The organism is Kocuria carniphila (assembly GCF_004136555.1).
In the GTDB taxonomy this organism is placed as follows: Bacteria; Actinomycetota; Actinomycetes; order Actinomycetales; family Micrococcaceae; genus Kocuria; species Kocuria carniphila.
The window spans coordinates 21,199-37,102 of record NZ_NOIT01000004.1 but is presented as its reverse complement, the minus strand read 5'-3'; the positions used below and the strand labels follow the sequence as shown (position 1 = coordinate 37,102).

The following is a 15,904-nucleotide window of genomic DNA, read 5'->3' as shown; positions in this document are numbered from 1 at the left end:
AGTAGTTCGCCTCATCTCAGGTGGTTTGATGCAGTTTGATCACGTCCAGTGTCCCACGGATCTCGGAGGAGGGCGCGATATGCACAGAAACTCTTCCCGAGCGCCGCCCCGTACCGAAGATGTCCACATGTTTCGCAACCTGATTTCCTCCGGTGCGATTCACGGTGCACACTCATGAAAGATTCGGTGGGGGCCGGATCCACTCCGGGGGAAGGGAACACTCATGTCCAGCGATTCACAGCACGGTACGGCCGCGGCGCAACGCTTCAAGAAACCCACGTGGCGCGACCCTCGACTGGTGGTGGGATTATTGCTCGTGCTCACGTCCATTGTGGCCGTGGTTCTTCTCATCTCGACATTGAACCGAACCGAGCCCTATTACGTGGCCGCCCACGATCTGTCGGTCGGACAGAGTGTCTCGAACGATGATCTGGTGCCGGTTGACGTCAGACTGCAGGACGCATCGCAACAGTATGTGTCGGCGGAGACAGATCTCAAGGACAACGATGTCCTGGTGCAGCGCGTTCCCAAGGGGCAACTGGTTCCGACCAATGCGGTGGGTACCGCTGACGAACTGGATCGCAGCCCGGTGGGGATTGCGCTGGAGACGCCCCTGCCCGCGGAAGCCAGAGCCGGTTCGCGCGTGGACGTGTGGGTTGCGGAGCAGAAGGCGTCCGGACGGGGTTACGAGAAGCCCCGCAAGCTCGTGCCCGGCGCGGAGATCTCCAAGATCGAGACCACCAATTCGGCCCTCGGGAGTTCAACCGGTACCACGGTGCACGTACTGGCCACGCCCGAACAGGTGGAGCCACTGGTCGACGCCCTGGGTAACAGTGCCAAGGTCACCCTGGTGCTCAACCCCTCGGGTGACGACTCATGAGTATCTCGGTCGTGACCCTGGGCACGGGAACGTGGCCGCTGGTTGACCAGATCGAAAGACAGCACGGGTCCGTGACCGTGGTGCGGCGGTGTTTGGACCTCTCAGAACTCCTGGCGTGCGCCCACACGGGTATGGCGAGGGTTGCGTTGCTCGCCGAAGGGGCCGAGGAACTGACCGCGAGCTTGCTGGAGCAACTGAGCCTCAGCTCGGTCCGGGTTCTTGTGCTTGCCGGTCATGACGAGAATCGCCTGGCCGCGCTCGGTGTCACGATCGTTCCCGGTGGAGCCACGGGGCAGGACGTCACCACCCTCATTGAAGAGGTCGTGGACTCACCCGACCCGGTGCCTTCCTATCGAGGCCATTCCCACCCTGACGATCACCCGCGTGCTGTGGAGGACACCGAGCGGATCCATGAATCCACAGATGCTCCTGCCACACGTGAGAGGGAGTCGGATTCCCCGGATCAGAACCCGCCCCAGACCAGTGAGTCGGGCCGTGTCATCACGGTATGGGGGCCGATGGGAGCGCCGGGGCGCACCCTCACGGCGCTGAACGTGGCGGCCGAACTCGCACTGGGCGGTTCAAGGGTTCTGCTGGTCGATGCCGACACGTACGCGGCCTCGATCGCCGCGAGCCTGGGCATGCTCGAGGAGGCTGCCGGGTTGGCCCAGGCATGTCGCCTGGCGGATCAGGGCCGGCTCGATGCCGAAGGATTGCAGCGCTGCGCCACCCGGGTCTCTGTGGCCGGCGGCTCAGTGGATGTCCTCACGGGTCTCACACGCCACGATCGGTGGCCGGAAGTTCGTGCTGCAGCGCTGGAAACCGTCCTGTTGCACGCCCGAACCGCTTATCAGGCAGTCGTGGTCGACACGTCGTTCAGTCTTGAATCGGATGAGGAGATCAGCCTGGACATGGTCGCCCCGCGGCGCAATGCCGCCACATTGTGTGCGTGCGCCATGGCCGACTCGATCATTGTGCTGGGCACCGCCGATGCCCTGGGGATTCCGCGGCTGGTCAAGACCCTTCCCGACCTGACCGATGTGGCGCCCACCGCGCGGCTGCTCGTGGTGATCAACAAACTTCGCAAGGCCTCCGTGGGACGCGCAAGCGCGGATGCCGTGGCCGAGGCGTGGGATCGGTTCTCACCCGGCCACGGAATCGATGCCACGCTCGACTGGGACCCCGCCGCGTGTGACGAGGCGCTACTGGCGGGCGCCGTATTGGCGGAGTCGGCGGCCAAGAGCCCGCTGCGGCAACAACTCGCGGATCTGGCCGTCCGCGCGCTGAGTCCCGAGAGCGACGTCGTTGGCGAATCCTCGGCGGCAGGGTCCGCGCCGGGGACTAGGCTGGGACAACGAGTGGGCGCGTGGTTGCGCCGTTGAAGTCCCCTGAAAGTGAGTGACCCGCCGTGGCGTTTACGGATCCCCTGCGTTCCATCAAGGATTTTGACGCCGGCGATGCCGAGTGGTTGCACCTGCTGGTGGGGGACTGGCAGCTCGTGGCGGATCTTGGGTTCGCAGATCTGCTACTGAGCTTTCCCAACCGGGTGATCTCGGCCGAGGACAGCCCCACGGGTTCGGCGATTCCCGCCCCGGACAGCGACTTCACGGTCTTGGCACACGCGCGTCCCACGACCGGGCCCACGGTCTTCCACAAGGACATGGTGGGAGAGATGATTCCCGCCGCGGACGCCGCTCCCTTGCGTTCCGCGTGGGTCGACCAGCGCATCGAGCGGTTCAAGCTCACGGCCACCGAAGCCCAGCCCGCGGAGTCGATTCTGGTGGTGCCGCTGGTGCGTAATCAGCGCACCATTGCCGTGGTCAGTATGACGCTGGACCAGCATTTCGGGCGTCCGATGTCCCAGATGAAAACCGTGTACCGCGAAACGGCAGAGGACTTGTTGCGCATGGCCAACGAGGGTACATGGCCGGATTTTGCCGTCCGCAGCGATTCCCGCCGGGGTGCGCCCCGTGTGGGAGACGGCATGATGCGCCTGGACGCTCACGGCAGGGTGGCTTTCTGCTCGCCCAACGGGCTGTCCACTTTCCGCAGGTTGGGACACGAGGGCGACATGGCCGGCGCGAATCTCGTATCGATTGCGCGGAGTCTCGATGTCCGCGGCAACGGAGTGGACGAGACGATTGCCCCCGTGCTTGCCGGGACCATGCCGTGGCGCGGTGAATTGGAGGCCGGGAACGTGTCCGTGACCCTGCGGGCCATCCCGCTGCGGCGGGGAACCTCCCGAACCGGCGCGCTCCTGCTGTGCCGGGACGTGACGGAACTGCGCCGCAGGGACCTCCAGCTGGTCTCCAAGGACGCCACCATTCGCGAGATCCACCACCGGGTGAAGAACAATTTGCAGACGGTGTCGGCGCTCTTGCGGTTGCAGTCGCGCCGCATGACGTCCGAGGAGGCCAAACACGGTCTGCAGCAGGCCATGAGGCGGGTGAGTTCCATCGCTCGCGTGCACGAATCGCTGTCCCACGACATTTCGGAGGACGTCGATTTCGACGAGTTGATCAGGCACCAGGTGAAGCTCGCGGTCGAGACGGCCTCATCCACTCAAACGGTTCGCACCGAGGTGCACGGCGAATTCGGCCGGCTACCGTCCAAATGTGCCACGTCCATGGCGCTGGTCATCAACGAGATCGCGGCCAACGCCGTGCAGCACGGGCTCAAGGACCGGAACGGAACCGTGTCTCTGGAGGTGGAGCGCCTGCCGGACATCTTCAACGAGGACGGTGACGTTCGTCGTGTTATCGAGGTGACCGTCAGCGACGACGGCTGGGGCATGGGCGACACCGTGATTGAAGAATCGGGTGCGAGTGCGTTCCGGCAGGCCGGTGATGGTGAAGGCCTGGGGATGCAGATCGTGCGCACCCTGGTGGCCAGTGAGCTCGAAGGCAAGATTCGCTGGCAACCGCGTGAGGGCGGCGGCACATGCGTGGTGATTCAGGCGCAGTTCTCCGTCTGAGCGACTGGCTTACCGGTGAGTGTCCGGGTGGCGGTGAAGAGCTCAGGGAATGACGAAGCCCCCGCGACATCTATCGTCGCGAGGGCTTGGTCGATGAAATTAGGGCCATGAGGCTCAAGAGGCGCGACGTGCGCGAGCGGCACGGCGCTTGAGGGCGCGGCGCTCATCTTCACTCATACCGCCCCATACTCCAGCGTCCTGACCGGATTCGAGGGCCCACTGCAGGCAGGTGTCCATGACCTCGCACGTGCGGCACACGGCTTTGGCCTCTTCGATCTGCAACAGAGCGGGGCCGGTATTACCCACGGGGAAAAATAGTTCTGGGTCCTTCTCAAGGCATGCTGCGCGACTACGCCAATCCATGATCTGCGGCGACGCTCCTTTCACTTCAGTTGGGTGTGCACAGAAACACCGCATCACCATCGAGCGCGGGCTGAGCGCGACGGGAGAATGTTCGGGGGAGTACACACAGAAAAGGCCCGCGTTGGCCGGGCCTCAAAAGATGATCTGCCCAATACTTTCTCACGTGAACAACTCGTGAACAAGAGTCTGAGCGGTATATCACACGGAAAGTTTTGCCTGACTAACTGACCGATCATGTCGGTGGGAGATCGAGATTAGAGTTGGGGGTGCCCTGCTCACCCTCATGAAAGGCCCATTCCATGGTCCCCGCCTCCCAGCAGCAGTCACCGGACCGTCCCTGGACGGTGTGGGTGATCGGTGTGATCGTCGGGCTGGAAGCCGCGGCCCTGGCCTATGTGGGAGTTCGCTTCGTGATTTCGTTGTTCTCGGATCATGTGATCCCCACGGCGGGCATCATTTTCGGTGCGGTGGTCATGTTGGGCGCCGCGGCCTGGCTCGGTTCGGCGGCCTGGGGAACGGTGAGGGGTCTGCGATGGCCGCGCGCCGCGATTCTCGTGTCTCAGGCATTCCTGGTGATCGTGGGGATCTCCCTGACTCAGGTGGGTGCCCGGGCGATTGGTGTGGCGTGCGTTGCGGCGGCGATCGTAGCCCTCATGGCTTTGTTCAACCGAGGGACCGTGGCATGGATGGGGGAGTCCACGCGTCACCCGTCCCGCTGAGTTCGGTGCCCAGGTACGGGGTTTGAACCAGAACCGGTACGCCGCGGTGGATCCAGTACCCGCGACCGGGCGGCCCGCCCACCGGCAAACCGGACAATGATGCTCCGAACAGATCGCCGTCGAAGGCCTTTCTGGGCCGGAGCAAAAGGGTGTCCGCCACATGACGCCACTGCATCAGTGGTGGAAAGAGCGCTGGCAGCCCGTCGCTCAGCCGCAGGGCCACGATCAGTCGTAGATCGTTCCGGCCGCCGACGCCGCTCGTTCCGGCGCCTGGGTGCCACAGGGCACCCAGGCGTTGAATCACCTGGGTGGCCAAGGAATCCGCGTCGTCGATCAGCACGGTTGTTCCGGCACGGATCTCGGAGAACACTGCCTCCAACTCCTCCACCGAGTGCGGATGACAGCGAACCGCAGCGCGGGAAGGCAACGTCTTCTCGACCGAGTCCAGGTAGGAGCTGCGGCCCGAACGCGTCGGCCCCACGACCAATAACGTGTCACCGGGACCCCAGCCGCGTGTCACGGGGGCGTGGTCCGTTCCCAAACCCATGAGGAGCCCTGAGACGGGGCCGCCCGGCCCGGACCAGTGATCGGGCAGCGGCCGGTACCGCGGCCAGACACTCGAGTCCGGGGCGGGAATCGTGACTTGAGAGAGTTTCGAATGTTCTGTGAGTTCCTCCTCGTGCGTTGCCGACCCATGGAGAACTCGTTCATTGGTGGCGGCATCTTGACCGGTGACTAAACCTCCACTGGGAATCGGAACCTGCACCACCGTGAGAGCGCCCCGAGACTGCTGCCCGCGGGATGTGGAGCACCTGTACGCGGCGGCGCCTTGCACGACCCCTCGTAGTGGCAGGGGATTGACCGCCGGAAGCTTGGGCCACTGCAAGAGTGCTTCGGGAGTCTGATCGGCCGGAAAGTACACGCGGGTCCGTCCCGCAGAGGATGCCCGCCCCACCGACAAGGAACGATCCCCGGACATGACCACGGCCACCCCGTTGTGCGAACCAGCCCCGGCCAGAGCCAGCAGTTCATCCTCCAGAAACGCCCACGACCCCGCCCGGAGGAGGGCGCAGCAGCGATCCCAGTCCTCGATCATCAGCACCGCAGCTTCGGATGCACCGTGGCGCGCCTCCTCAGAGAGGGACGAGAACCGCTGTGCCCCTTCGGAGAGACGATTGAGAAGGCCACTGATGGTCGAGACGTCCTGTGCGGAGGCGGCCCCGTGGATGAGACCGGTGTCCGACCAGCGTCGAGCGGGTCCTTCGATCATGGACGTGGCCGATATGACGTAGAGAGCCGGACCTGAACGGGCACGGACCAACTGCTCGAGGGCAGATAACAGCGTGCGTGATGTGTGCAGCGGTTGGCCGATGAGAAACAACGTGCCGTCTTCGAGGGGGCGCCAGGAGGCTCGGCCGGTCCAGTGTTCCACGGAGTTTTCCGCGGGTCCCAGATCCACGTGACCCAGTTCGTTCGGATGCGCCCGTGCAGCTTGAGGTAGGGGAGCGGGTACGGGTCGTACCGACGACACGTCCGGAGCGGGGGCGTCAGCCGGAGTCAGATGCTCACCGGTCGCGGCAACCCAACCCCGGTGGGTTTCGGCAATCTCGGTGACCACTCGCTGCACCCCGGGGTCCAGGCGGGTGCCAACCGTACCGACGGTCATGTCCGGCCCACCGTCGGCCAAACCCGTCCCGCCGAGCGGATCGTCCGAAGGCTGCCGTCCAGCGAGCCTGATGCGCACCTCATCCACCGGGGTCGCCGCGCACGTCGTGAGGATGGCCGTTTGAACTTCCACGGGTGCGCCGTGCCCAGAATCGATGAACGCTCGGCCCGGTGTCGTCGACGAAATACCCGCGGCCACAACCGCCCCGATGATATCCGCGGAATCCTGCTCGGTACGCACTCTGAGACACATGGCCTGAGTGATGTTGGCGCGCACGTCCGCGGGGACCGCTCCCTGGGGGCGCTGAGTCGCCAGGACCAGATGAATCCCCAGGGAGCGTCCCACGGTGGCGATTTTGGCGAGTTCGTCGCCGGCGGTCGAGAACGCGTCCGCGAGCATTTTGACCTCGTCGACCACGACCACCAGTTCCCGAAACTCCAGCTCCCGTGACGCGGGCGTGGTGGTCAGGAGGCTTTGGAAGTCGGAGAGGCCCAGGCCCGCCAGGAGGCGCTCGCGGCGTCGTAATTCGGAACGCAGGAACTCCAAGGCCCGCCGCACGTCCTCCGGCGCGAGGTCGGTCAGAAGCGTGGACCGGTGCGGCAAACCGGTGAGAGGAGACAGCGCGGCGCCACCCTTGAAATCCACGAACAGGAATTCGAGTCGCTCGGGCGAATAGCGGCAGGCCAGTGCGGCCACCAGCGTGCGGAGCACCTCGGATTTCCCACACCCCGTGGTCCCGGCGATCAACATGTGCGGGTGTTCATCACCGAGGGACAGACCCTCGGCACCGTGGCGAGACACGCCGATCGGGGCCTCCAACGATGGCACCCGGGCGCTCGCAGTCCACAGGTCAGGTATTTGCTCGGTCTCGGGAAAAATCACCTGGGAACCCACCGACGCGGGCAGCCCGGACACGTTCCGTAGGGCTGGAATCACGGACTGCACCCGTGACCACTGCTGCATTGCCCGGCAGAACTCCCGGGTCGTCACACTGTCCACGCGCAATGTGAGACGGCCTCGACCCGCGCTCGCATCCAGGCCGGGAACCGCGCCCGCAGCGTCGCAGAACAGGACCGCCGTGGACCTCCAGGACAGGACGGCACTCGATCCACTGCCCTCCGTCGAGTCTCCCGCCACCGAGACCACGATGCGCACGCGCTCCTTCGCGACCGGCAGAGCAGCGGCCGTCCGCGCCGAACACACTTCCAAGGCCGGGCCAGTCACCGACCGATGGCGCTGCGAGTCCACCACGCGAAGACTGGGCAGCAGCGGCGCTCGCCAGCCCGCTTCCGGATCCACGATGAGCTGGTGGAGCGCCCCGGGACCGGTCAGCAACTGCACCGCGAGGGCGTTGATCACGCCTTCTCGATGACGCGACGGCACGGCGAGCTCCAGGTGCTGCACTCGCGACAGGTCGATCAGCACCGGCGCCCTTCGGTGCTCAACGGGAACAGCACCCGGCCCATCGCCCAGGTGCACCGCCGCCGTGCGTTCGGCCTCGCCCAGGCGCACCCATCGCTCGACTCTCTCGACTGCGGAGGTCGACGGTCTGTGGGCGGGAATCGCGATGGACGCACCGGAATCCAACGTTTGCAAGCGACCCACCACCTCCGCCGCCGACGGCGCTGCCTCCCCGCAACGTCTCAGGTCCCGTTCCAGCGCGGCCGCCACGCGCGCGCGTTCCCGGGCTCTCGCGGCACGTCCCACGCTCCAACTGACCACGGCGATGATCGCGCCCAGGGCGCTGAAGAGCATGAAGAACCACATACCCGTGACCACGGTGATCACCACGCCCAGGACCAGGGGTAGGAGTCCCAGGAGCAAGCCCATGCGTGCGCCCTGTCCCGAAGCACGGGGGACCGTGATGATCTGAGAAGGGCTGTCGTCGCCGGTTGGTGGGGCTGCCCATGACACCCGGTGTCGAGCGGACGTGGCATCGGAGGGCATGGTCAACCGCAGCCATGAATCTCCGCACCTCAACCGGTCACCCTCCCGGAGCGGAACAGGCCCGGGCATGATCCGCACGTCAGCGTGATCCATCACGATCTCTGTCGCGTCACTCGTGGCGGCCCGGGTGGCCAGCGTGGGGATTCCCGCCACGGGTTCCAACCACTGAGAGCCCCTCGCAATGACCAGCTCCGTACCGCAGGCGACCCCGGACACGACCGTCAGCCTGGGACTGCTCAGGTGGCGGTCAGCATCCAGTCCGAGATCAGCACGACACTGATCGTCACGGCCCCGACCGTCATCCCCCGATCCATCACGGTCCGCAAGGTCATGGCGCGGCCCGTCACGGCCCGCGAGGTCAAGATGCGGAACGTCCTGATCCGGAGAGTTCGCGCGTCGCCCCTCGGTGACGCGCAACGGCAGAAGAGGGAGCCGTGAGCCACTCGGAGGCGGCGTACCCGGACGAAGCGTGATCGTCGCGCCGTCCACCAGGGGTGGCTCGGCGAAACGAACCGAGCTCACATCGAGGCCCTCGACCGTCAGCTCCGCGCGGGTTCCGATGAACGTGCAGATTTCCCGACATATGCTGCTCCCAGCGGTGCCCGGTTCGGCGGTGATGGCAACCTCGTGGCTCTGAACCTCCGCCGCACCTGCCCAGCGCAGGCCGACCATAATTTCCATGGCCTCAGCACAGCACGCCACCTGATCACCACCCGCGCCGAACAGTCAACGTGTGGAGCGGTACGAAAGGCCCCGTGCGGCGTCGTCGTTGTGGAGCGTGCACCCCGTGCGGCGAGGAAAATTTCGGGAAATTACCGGATGACAGCGGTGGACAGGCAGGTCACCGGCCCGGGGTACGTGAGACAGTGGTGCCTATGAGACCCCGGAAGGTTGTCATTGTCAGTCGGATTTTTACGCCGGAGCCGGCGGCGGCGTCGTTCAGGTTGCGCGCCCTGGCCAGGGGATTCGCCGCTGAAGGCGCGGACGTCACCGTGCTCACCACGCGCCCACCGCGCGGCATGGCCGAATCGACGGCGGGGGAGCCGTACTCGGTGGTCCGCGTGCCGGTGTTGCGTGACGAGTACGACTACGTGCGCGGCATACCCCAGTACCTGAGTTTCGATATCCAGGCCTTTGCCCGGTTGCTCGTCATGGACGCTGACATCGTGGTCAGCGAACCCCCGCCCACCACGGGGTTGGCCGTGTGGGCATCGAGCGTGCTGCGGCGTCGTCCGTATATCTGGTACAACCCGGACGTGTGGACCGCGGCGACCATCACCATGGACGTGCCGCGAATCGTCACCGAACTCATGCGCGTGGCCGAGACCGTGTCGGCGCGCTGCGCGGGCGGCGTGATCACCGTGTCCGAGGCCATGGGCGCGGAGCTCGCCAAGGTCACGGGCGTGAAGCGCGACAAGATGTTCGTGGCGGAGAACGGGATCGACACCGAGATCTTCACCCCGGACGGCCCTTCCGAGGACCTCGCCGACCCCTATTTCGTCTATGCGGGGTCAATGTCCGAGTGGCAGGGTGCGGACGTGTTCATCCACGCGCTCGCCCAGCTTCTCGACGAGCACCCCGACGTCAAGATCCACTTCCTGGGTCGCGGCTCGGACGTGGAACGCATGGAACGAGTGGCGCGAGAGGCGGCCCCGAACAACGTGGTCTTCGACGGCGTCCAGCCGCCCGAGCGCACGGCAGCCTTCACGCGCGGCGCGGTCGCCGCGCTCGCATCGATCGTGCCCGGTCAGGGCTACGACTTCTCCAAGCCCACCAAGGTTTATGCCGCCGCCGCGTGCGGAACGCCCGTGATCTACGCGGGTGCCAAGGGCGTGGCTGCCGACCTGGTTACCGAGAACGGTCTGGGCCAGGCGGTCGGTCACGACGCGAGCGAAGTGGCCGCGGCCATGCGCGCCGCACTGGAGCCCTCCGGTCTGCACGATCGCGATACGGGCGTACGACGCCGCTCGGACTGGGCCCGTGCGCACGCCTCCTTGGGTGCCTCGGGCCGCGCCGCAGCGAAATGGGTGCTCAGTGGATTCGTTCGGGACCGAGCGCGGTGACGGTCCACACAGCGTCAAGAAGGTACTGAACCGGCGGAGTCCGGTAGCTTAGGGCAAGATGTCTTGACCCTCACGGGGTCGTGAAGATGGTAGGGAGTAAACACGTGAACACTGATTTGGTGGTCGTGGGTTCGGGTCTGTTCGGTTTGACCGTGGCAGAACGAGCCGCCAGGGAATTGGGATTGAAGGTCACCATGATTGACCGCCGATCCCACCTGGGTGGAAACGCGTACAGCGAGAACGAGGAACGCACCGGGATCGAGGTGCACCGTTACGGCGCGCACCTGTTCCACACATCCAACGAGCGGGTGTGGGAGTACGTGAACCGGTTCACCGCGTTCACCAACTACGTGCACCGGGTGTACACCCGCCACAACGGCGAAGTGTTCCCCATGCCCATCAACCTGGGCACCATCAACCAGTTCTTCCGCTCGGCGTACTCGCCGGGTGAGGCACGGGACCTGATTCGTGAACAGGCCGGCGAGCTCGCGGGAACCGACCCGCAGAACCTCAACGACAAGGGCATCCAGTTGATCGGCCGCCCGTTGTACGAGGCGTTCATCAAGCACTACACCGGTAAGCAGTGGCAGACGGATCCTAAGGACCTGCCCGCGTCCATCATTTCGCGCCTTCCGGTTCGCTACACCTACGACAACCGCTACTTCAACGACACCCACGAGGGTCTGCCGGTGGACGGTTACACCGCGTGGCTCGAGCGGATGGCGGATCACCCGAACATCGACGTTCGCCTGGAGACCGACTTCTTCGACGACTCGCAGGAGTTCTCCAAGTCCAACGTGGTGGGCCAGGTTCCGGTCATCTACACCGGCCCGGTGGACCGCTACTTCGACTACACCGAGGGCGACCTCTCCTGGCGCACCATCGACCTGGAGGAAGAAGTCCTGGACATCGAGGACTTCCAGGGCACGTCGGTCATGAACTACCCGGACGCGGATGTTCCCTACACCCGCATCCACGAGTTCCGTCACTTCCACCCGGAGCGTGACTACACCAAGGACGCCACCGTGATCATGCGCGAGTTCTCGCGCTTCGCGGACAAGGGTGACGAACCCTACTACCCGGTGAACACCTCCGCGGACCGCGAGAAGCTGCTGGCCTACCGCGACCTGGCCAAGGGCGAGCAGTCCGTGCTGTTCGGCGGACGACTGGGCACCTACAAGTACCTGGACATGCACATGGCAATTGGCGCCGCACTGTCCATGGTGGACAACAAGATTGCACCGCACTTCACGTCCGGTGCACAGCTGAACAGCGGAGGCGTTGACGAATGAGCACTGTGAAGAACGAAGCGACCGCGACGACCAAGAACCAGACGGCGGATTCGCGCACCTGGCAGACCGTTGCGCACATCATCTTCCCGACCGATGCTGACACGGACACGCTGCCCCTGTTCGTGGACTTCAACGCTCAGCGCCACACAGCTGTGAAGTCCCTGCGTCCGTCCGAGGCGGGCGAGGAGCAGACGGTCGCTGCGGAGCAGGCAGATGCCGCAGCCTCCGCCCAGGCGAACCAGATCCATTCGGAGTACCTGTCCAGCGATCGCAGTATCCACATTCCGGCGCACACCCGTATCTCGCTGGGTACCTACTTCAACGCGTTCCCGGCCTCCTACTGGCGCGCGAACACCGCAGTGGACACGGTCCGCCTGACCGCTCGCACCACCGGACCGGCCAAGATCCTGGTCTACCGTTCCACCGCGCGTGGCACCTCCAACCGTGTGATCACGCTGGACATGGACGGCACCGAGCAGCACACGGACTTGCCGCTGACGAGCTTTGGCGACGGCGGTTGGTACTGGATCGACGTGGTCACCTCGACCGCCGCGGTCGAGCTCGCCTACGCCGAGTGGTCCGTTCCCGAGCCCGAGGGTTTCACCCCCGGCACCGTGAGCGTGGCCATCACCACGTTCAACCGCCCCGACTTCTGCGTGCGCAATCTCAAGACCCTCGGCGAGGCCGATGCGCTGGCAGACGTGGTGGACCGCTTCATCATGACCGACCAGGGCACCGAAAAGGTCCGCGATGAGCCCGGCTACGACGAGGTCGTGGAGATCCTCGGCGACAAGCTGGTTCACATCGAACAGGGCAACCTGGGTGGTTCCGGCGGCTTTGCCCGCGGCATGTACGAGGCCACCACGGACGGCACCAGCCGCTACGTGATGCTCCTCGACGACGACGTGGACGTCCACCCCGAGAGCATCCGCCGCGCCGCTCGCTTCGCGGACTTCACCCGCCACAAGACCATTGTGGGCGGACACATGTTCAACCTGTACGAGAAGTCCGTGATCCACAGCTTCGGTGAGCGCGTCAACGAGTACCGCTTCATGTGGGGTTCGGCAGAAGGCGTCCGCGAGGCTCATGACTTCGCAGCGTCCAACCTGCGTGTGACCCCGTGGATGCACCGCCGCATTGACGTGGACTACAACGGCTGGTGGATGTGCCTGATCCCCACGGACATCATCCGTGAGATCGGCCTGGCACTCCCCGTGTTCATCAAATGGGACGACGCCGAATTCGGCCTGCGCGCCAAGAAGGCCGGTTACGACACCGTCTCCCTGCCCGGTGTGGCCGTGTGGCACATGCCGTGGACCGAGAAGGACGACACCATCGACTGGCAGGCGTACTACCACGCCCGCAACCGCTGGTTGGCTGCGCTGCTCTACAGCCCGTACTCCAAGGGCGGTCGCCTGCCCAAGGAATCGCTGCTGACCGACGTGCGCCACCTGGTGTCCATGCAGTACTCGGCCGCGGAACTGCGCGCCATGGCGCTCGAAGACCTGCTCGAGGGTCCCGAGCACCTGCACCGCACCATCGGCTCCAAGCTGCCCGAGGTTCGCTCCACTCGCGGGTCGTTCTCCGACGCGCAGGTCAAGAAGGACCTCTCGGCCTTCCCGACCGTGCGCCGCAGCAAGCCGCTCCCGCACGGTGAAGAACCGCACCCGCCCAAGAGCCGCATCGGCCGCGCCGCCAAGCTGCTGTCCGGTGCCGTGCACCAGGTGCTGCCCGTCAAGGCGGACGAGTCGGATCACCCCGAGTCCCGCGTTCCCGCCATGAACCTGCAGTGGTGGCGCATGGCCACCCTGGATTCCGCACTGGTCTCCAGCGCTGACGGTTCGGGTGCCTCCTGGTACAAGCGCGACGACGCCACGTTCAAGCGCATGATGCAGCGCAGCCTGGCGCTGCACCAGCGTCTGTACCGCGACTGGGACAAGCTGGCCGAACAGTACCGCGCGGCACTGCCGGAGTTCACCTCACCCGAGGCGTGGGCTCAGACTTTTGCCGAGAACGGTCCTAAGAAGTAACTTTGCTCCATGCGCGACGCCGCACGTGTACGTTCGCGTGCGGCGTCGTCTTGTATCCGGTGACGCCGTCAAAGGTGCGTCACGAGGAAAGGATGGCACCCCCGTATGAATGCTCCCGTTTCGCATCTGAGGCCCCCGGGACAGGATCGCGGGCTGCGAGACGTCTTGGCGAACAGGTTCCTGTTGAAGCTGATCGTCGACAAGGAAATTCAGATCCGGTACCGCGGTACGGTGCTCGGACTGTTGTGGTCCTATCTGAAGCCCGGCGTTCAGTTCCTGGTGTTCTACATCGCCATGGGCGTGTTCCTGGAACTCAATCGCGGCATCGAGAACTTTGCCGTGTATCTGTTCTCCGGCATCGTGGTCATGAACCTATTCGGCGAGGTGTTCGGTAACGCCTCGCGCTCGGTCGTGGCCAATGGCGGGCTGCTCAAGAAGATCTATCTCCCCAGACAGTTGTTCCCGGTGTCCAACCTGCTGGTCGCGTTCGTGCACTTCGTGCCGCAGTTGGCCATCCTGTTGATCGCGTGTTTCATCACGGGCTGGCGGCCCGATCTCAAACAGCTGCTCGCGGTGATCGTGGGCACCCTGATCGTGGCGGTGTTCTCGCTGGGGCTGGGCATGCTGTTCGCCACGTTCAACGTGTTCTTCCGCGACGCGGAGAACATCGTGGATCTGATCGTCATGGTGGCCACGTGGGCCTCGCCCGTGCTCTACATGTGGATCATGGTGCGCGACAAGCTTTGGGAATGGGTGTACTTCGTGTACATGCTCAACCCATTGACCGTGGCGGTGGAACTGTTCCACTACGGTTTCTGGTTCCCCACCACTGACATGCCGCAGATCTGGCACGTGCCACCGCACCTGCTGACCTGGTGGACGCCGCTGACCATCGTGGTGAGTGCGCTCATCTTCTTCATTGGTGACCGTTTGTTCCGTGCCCAAGAGGGCAACTTCGCGCAGGAGCTGTAAATCATCGTGTCCAGTACTGCTAGCAAAAACGTCAAGGAACGCACGGATCAGGATCTTGCGATCCGCGTGCAGAACATGAGCAAAGAGTTCGTGTTGCGCCACACCCGCTCCATGAAGGAAGCCTTCGTGTGGCTGGTCAAGGGCCGCAAGGGCGATCTCACGGCCAAGTTCAAGGCCCTCAACGATGTCTCCTTCGACATCTACGACGGCGAGACCGTGGCCCTGCTGGGCTTCAACGGTTCCGGCAAGTCGACCTCGCTCAAGATGATCTCCGGCGTGATGAACCCGGATTCCGGCACCGTGCTCACGCGCGAAAAGGTCGCCGGCCTGATCGAGGTGGGCGCCGGCTTCCACCCGGACCTCACCGGCCGCGACAACGTGTACCTCAACGGCGCGATCCTCGGTATGACCAAAGCGGAGATCGACGAGAAGTTCGACGACATCGTGGCCTTCTCCGAGATCGCGGAGTTCATCGACACCGAGGTGAAGTTCTACAGCTCGGGTATGTACCTGCGTCTGGCCTTCTCCGTGGCCGTCCACACGGATCCCGAGGTGTTCCTCGTGGACGAGATCCTCTCGGTGGGTGACGAGCCGTTCCAGAAGAAGTGCATCGGTCGCATCAAGGACCTGGTGCGCCGCGGCAAGACCCTGGTGGTCGTCAGCCACGACCTGGGCCTGGTCATGGACATCTGCGAACGCGGCATCGTGATGGACCACGGCAACAAGGTCTACGACGGTTCCGTGTTCGGCGCGGTGGCCCACATGCGCCACCAGGACCCTGAGGAAGTGGAGCGCGAGCACCGGGAGAACCTGGCGCGCGCCATCGAGGACAAGAAGCGTCACCGTGAGCGCGAGAAGGCCGAGGCCCTCGAACGTGGTGAAGAGTTCAAGCCCCAGTACGATCCCGATCTGGACGGGCCGTTGTCGGAAGAGGACGCCACCTCCGCCTGACAGCCCCGCTAATAACGACGGCGCCGCGAGACCTGGTCTCGCGGCGC

The 15,904-nt window shown here is 64.8% G+C and carries 11 protein-coding genes; 9 read left to right on the top strand and 2 right to left on the bottom strand.

Going from position 1 to position 15,904, the window contains the following annotated elements; translation table 11 throughout:
- Window positions 1–223 precede the first annotated feature (223 nt).
- From EWV37_RS03730 to EWV37_RS03720, 3 genes are read left to right on the top strand one after another with little or no spacing between them, the layout of a single operon-like run.
- Complete coding sequence (locus EWV37_RS03730; RefSeq protein WP_129699913.1) at window positions 224–880, top strand: CpaB family protein; 657 nt, start codon at window positions 224–226, stop codon at window positions 878–880.
- Complete coding sequence (locus EWV37_RS03725; protein WP_095797405.1) at window positions 877–2,262, top strand: CpaE/TadZ family protein; 1,386 nt, start codon at window positions 877–879, stop codon at window positions 2,260–2,262. Before EWV37_RS03730 ends, EWV37_RS03725 begins: the two co-directional genes overlap by 4 nt.
- Window positions 2,263–2,288: 26 nt before the next feature.
- Entirely contained in the window at window positions 2,289–3,854 is a 1,566-nt protein-coding gene (locus tag EWV37_RS03720) for a sensor histidine kinase (RefSeq protein WP_129699911.1), read from the top strand.
- A 114-nt stretch (window positions 3,855–3,968) separates the two neighbouring features.
- Here the strand turns inward: EWV37_RS03720 and EWV37_RS03715 are convergent, their stop codons facing one another.
- Window positions 3,969–4,217, bottom strand: a complete 249-nt coding sequence (locus EWV37_RS03715) for a WhiB family transcriptional regulator (protein ID WP_019309413.1) — start codon at window positions 4,215–4,217, stop codon at window positions 3,969–3,971.
- A 299-nt stretch (window positions 4,218–4,516) separates the two neighbouring features.
- On the opposite strand from EWV37_RS03715, the gene EWV37_RS03710 reads away from it, so the two are divergent.
- On the top strand, window positions 4,517–4,936 hold the full coding sequence (locus EWV37_RS03710) for a hypothetical protein (RefSeq protein ID WP_095797403.1): 420 nt from the start codon (window positions 4,517–4,519) through the stop codon (window positions 4,934–4,936).
- Here EWV37_RS03710 and EWV37_RS03705 read toward each other — a convergent pair.
- On the bottom strand, window positions 4,881–9,230 hold the full coding sequence (locus EWV37_RS03705) for an FtsK/SpoIIIE domain-containing protein (RefSeq protein ID WP_129699909.1): 4,350 nt from the start codon (window positions 9,228–9,230) through the stop codon (window positions 4,881–4,883). The two genes, EWV37_RS03710 and EWV37_RS03705, sit on opposite strands and share 56 nt — an antisense overlap.
- A 194-nt stretch (window positions 9,231–9,424) precedes the next feature.
- Between EWV37_RS03705 and EWV37_RS03700 the strand changes: the two genes are divergently transcribed.
- The 5 genes from EWV37_RS03700 (at window position 9,425) to EWV37_RS03680 (ending at window position 15,857) form a co-directional block, all read left to right on the top strand.
- The gene (locus EWV37_RS03700; protein WP_129699907.1) at window positions 9,425–10,612 is read left to right on the top strand and encodes a glycosyltransferase family 4 protein; all 1,188 of its coding nucleotides are present in this window, start codon (window positions 9,425–9,427) and stop codon (window positions 10,610–10,612) included.
- A 104-nt stretch (window positions 10,613–10,716) separates the two neighbouring features.
- Window positions 10,717–11,904 (top strand): UDP-galactopyranose mutase, encoded by a 1,188-nt coding sequence (glf, locus tag EWV37_RS03695; protein ID WP_129699905.1) that lies wholly within the window; start codon window positions 10,717–10,719, stop codon window positions 11,902–11,904.
- Window positions 11,901–13,934 carry a glycosyltransferase gene (locus tag EWV37_RS03690; RefSeq protein WP_193554296.1) on the top strand — a complete coding sequence of 678 codons (2,034 nt, stop codon included), beginning with the start codon at window positions 11,901–11,903 and terminating at the stop codon, window positions 13,932–13,934. The genes glf and EWV37_RS03690 overlap by 4 nt, the downstream gene beginning before the upstream one ends.
- A gap of 105 nt (window positions 13,935–14,039) precedes the next feature.
- Window positions 14,040–14,906 carry an ABC transporter permease gene (locus EWV37_RS03685; protein WP_129699903.1) on the top strand — a complete coding sequence of 289 codons (867 nt, stop codon included), beginning with the start codon at window positions 14,040–14,042 and terminating at the stop codon, window positions 14,904–14,906.
- Window positions 14,907–14,912: 6 nt separating this feature from the next.
- On the top strand, window positions 14,913–15,857 hold the full coding sequence (locus tag EWV37_RS03680) for an ABC transporter ATP-binding protein (protein WP_129699901.1): 945 nt from the start codon (window positions 14,913–14,915) through the stop codon (window positions 15,855–15,857).
- Window positions 15,858–15,904: the final 47 nt, after the last annotated feature.

Excerpts from the sequence above, each read along its gene's own strand:
- EWV37_RS03730 (WP_129699913.1), top strand. The coding sequence starts at position 224 with ATGTCCAGCGATTCACAGCACGGTACGGCCGCGGCGCAACGCTTCAAG.
- EWV37_RS03710 (WP_095797403.1), top strand. The coding sequence starts at position 4,517 with ATGGTCCCCGCCTCCCAGCAGCAGTCACCGGACCGTCCCTGGACGGTG.
- EWV37_RS03715 (WP_019309413.1), bottom strand. The coding sequence starts at position 4,217 with ATGGATTGGCGTAGTCGCGCAGCATGCCTTGAGAAGGACCCAGAACTA.
- EWV37_RS03685 (WP_129699903.1), top strand. The coding sequence starts at position 14,040 with ATGAATGCTCCCGTTTCGCATCTGAGGCCCCCGGGACAGGATCGCGGG.
- EWV37_RS03725 (WP_095797405.1), top strand. The coding sequence starts at position 877 with ATGAGTATCTCGGTCGTGACCCTGGGCACGGGAACGTGGCCGCTGGTT.
- EWV37_RS03700 (WP_129699907.1), top strand. The coding sequence starts at position 9,425 with ATGAGACCCCGGAAGGTTGTCATTGTCAGTCGGATTTTTACGCCGGAG.
- EWV37_RS03705 (WP_129699909.1), bottom strand. The coding sequence starts at position 9,230 with ATGGAAATTATGGTCGGCCTGCGCTGGGCAGGTGCGGCGGAGGTTCAG.
- EWV37_RS03690 (WP_193554296.1), top strand. The coding sequence starts at position 11,901 with ATGAGCACTGTGAAGAACGAAGCGACCGCGACGACCAAGAACCAGACG.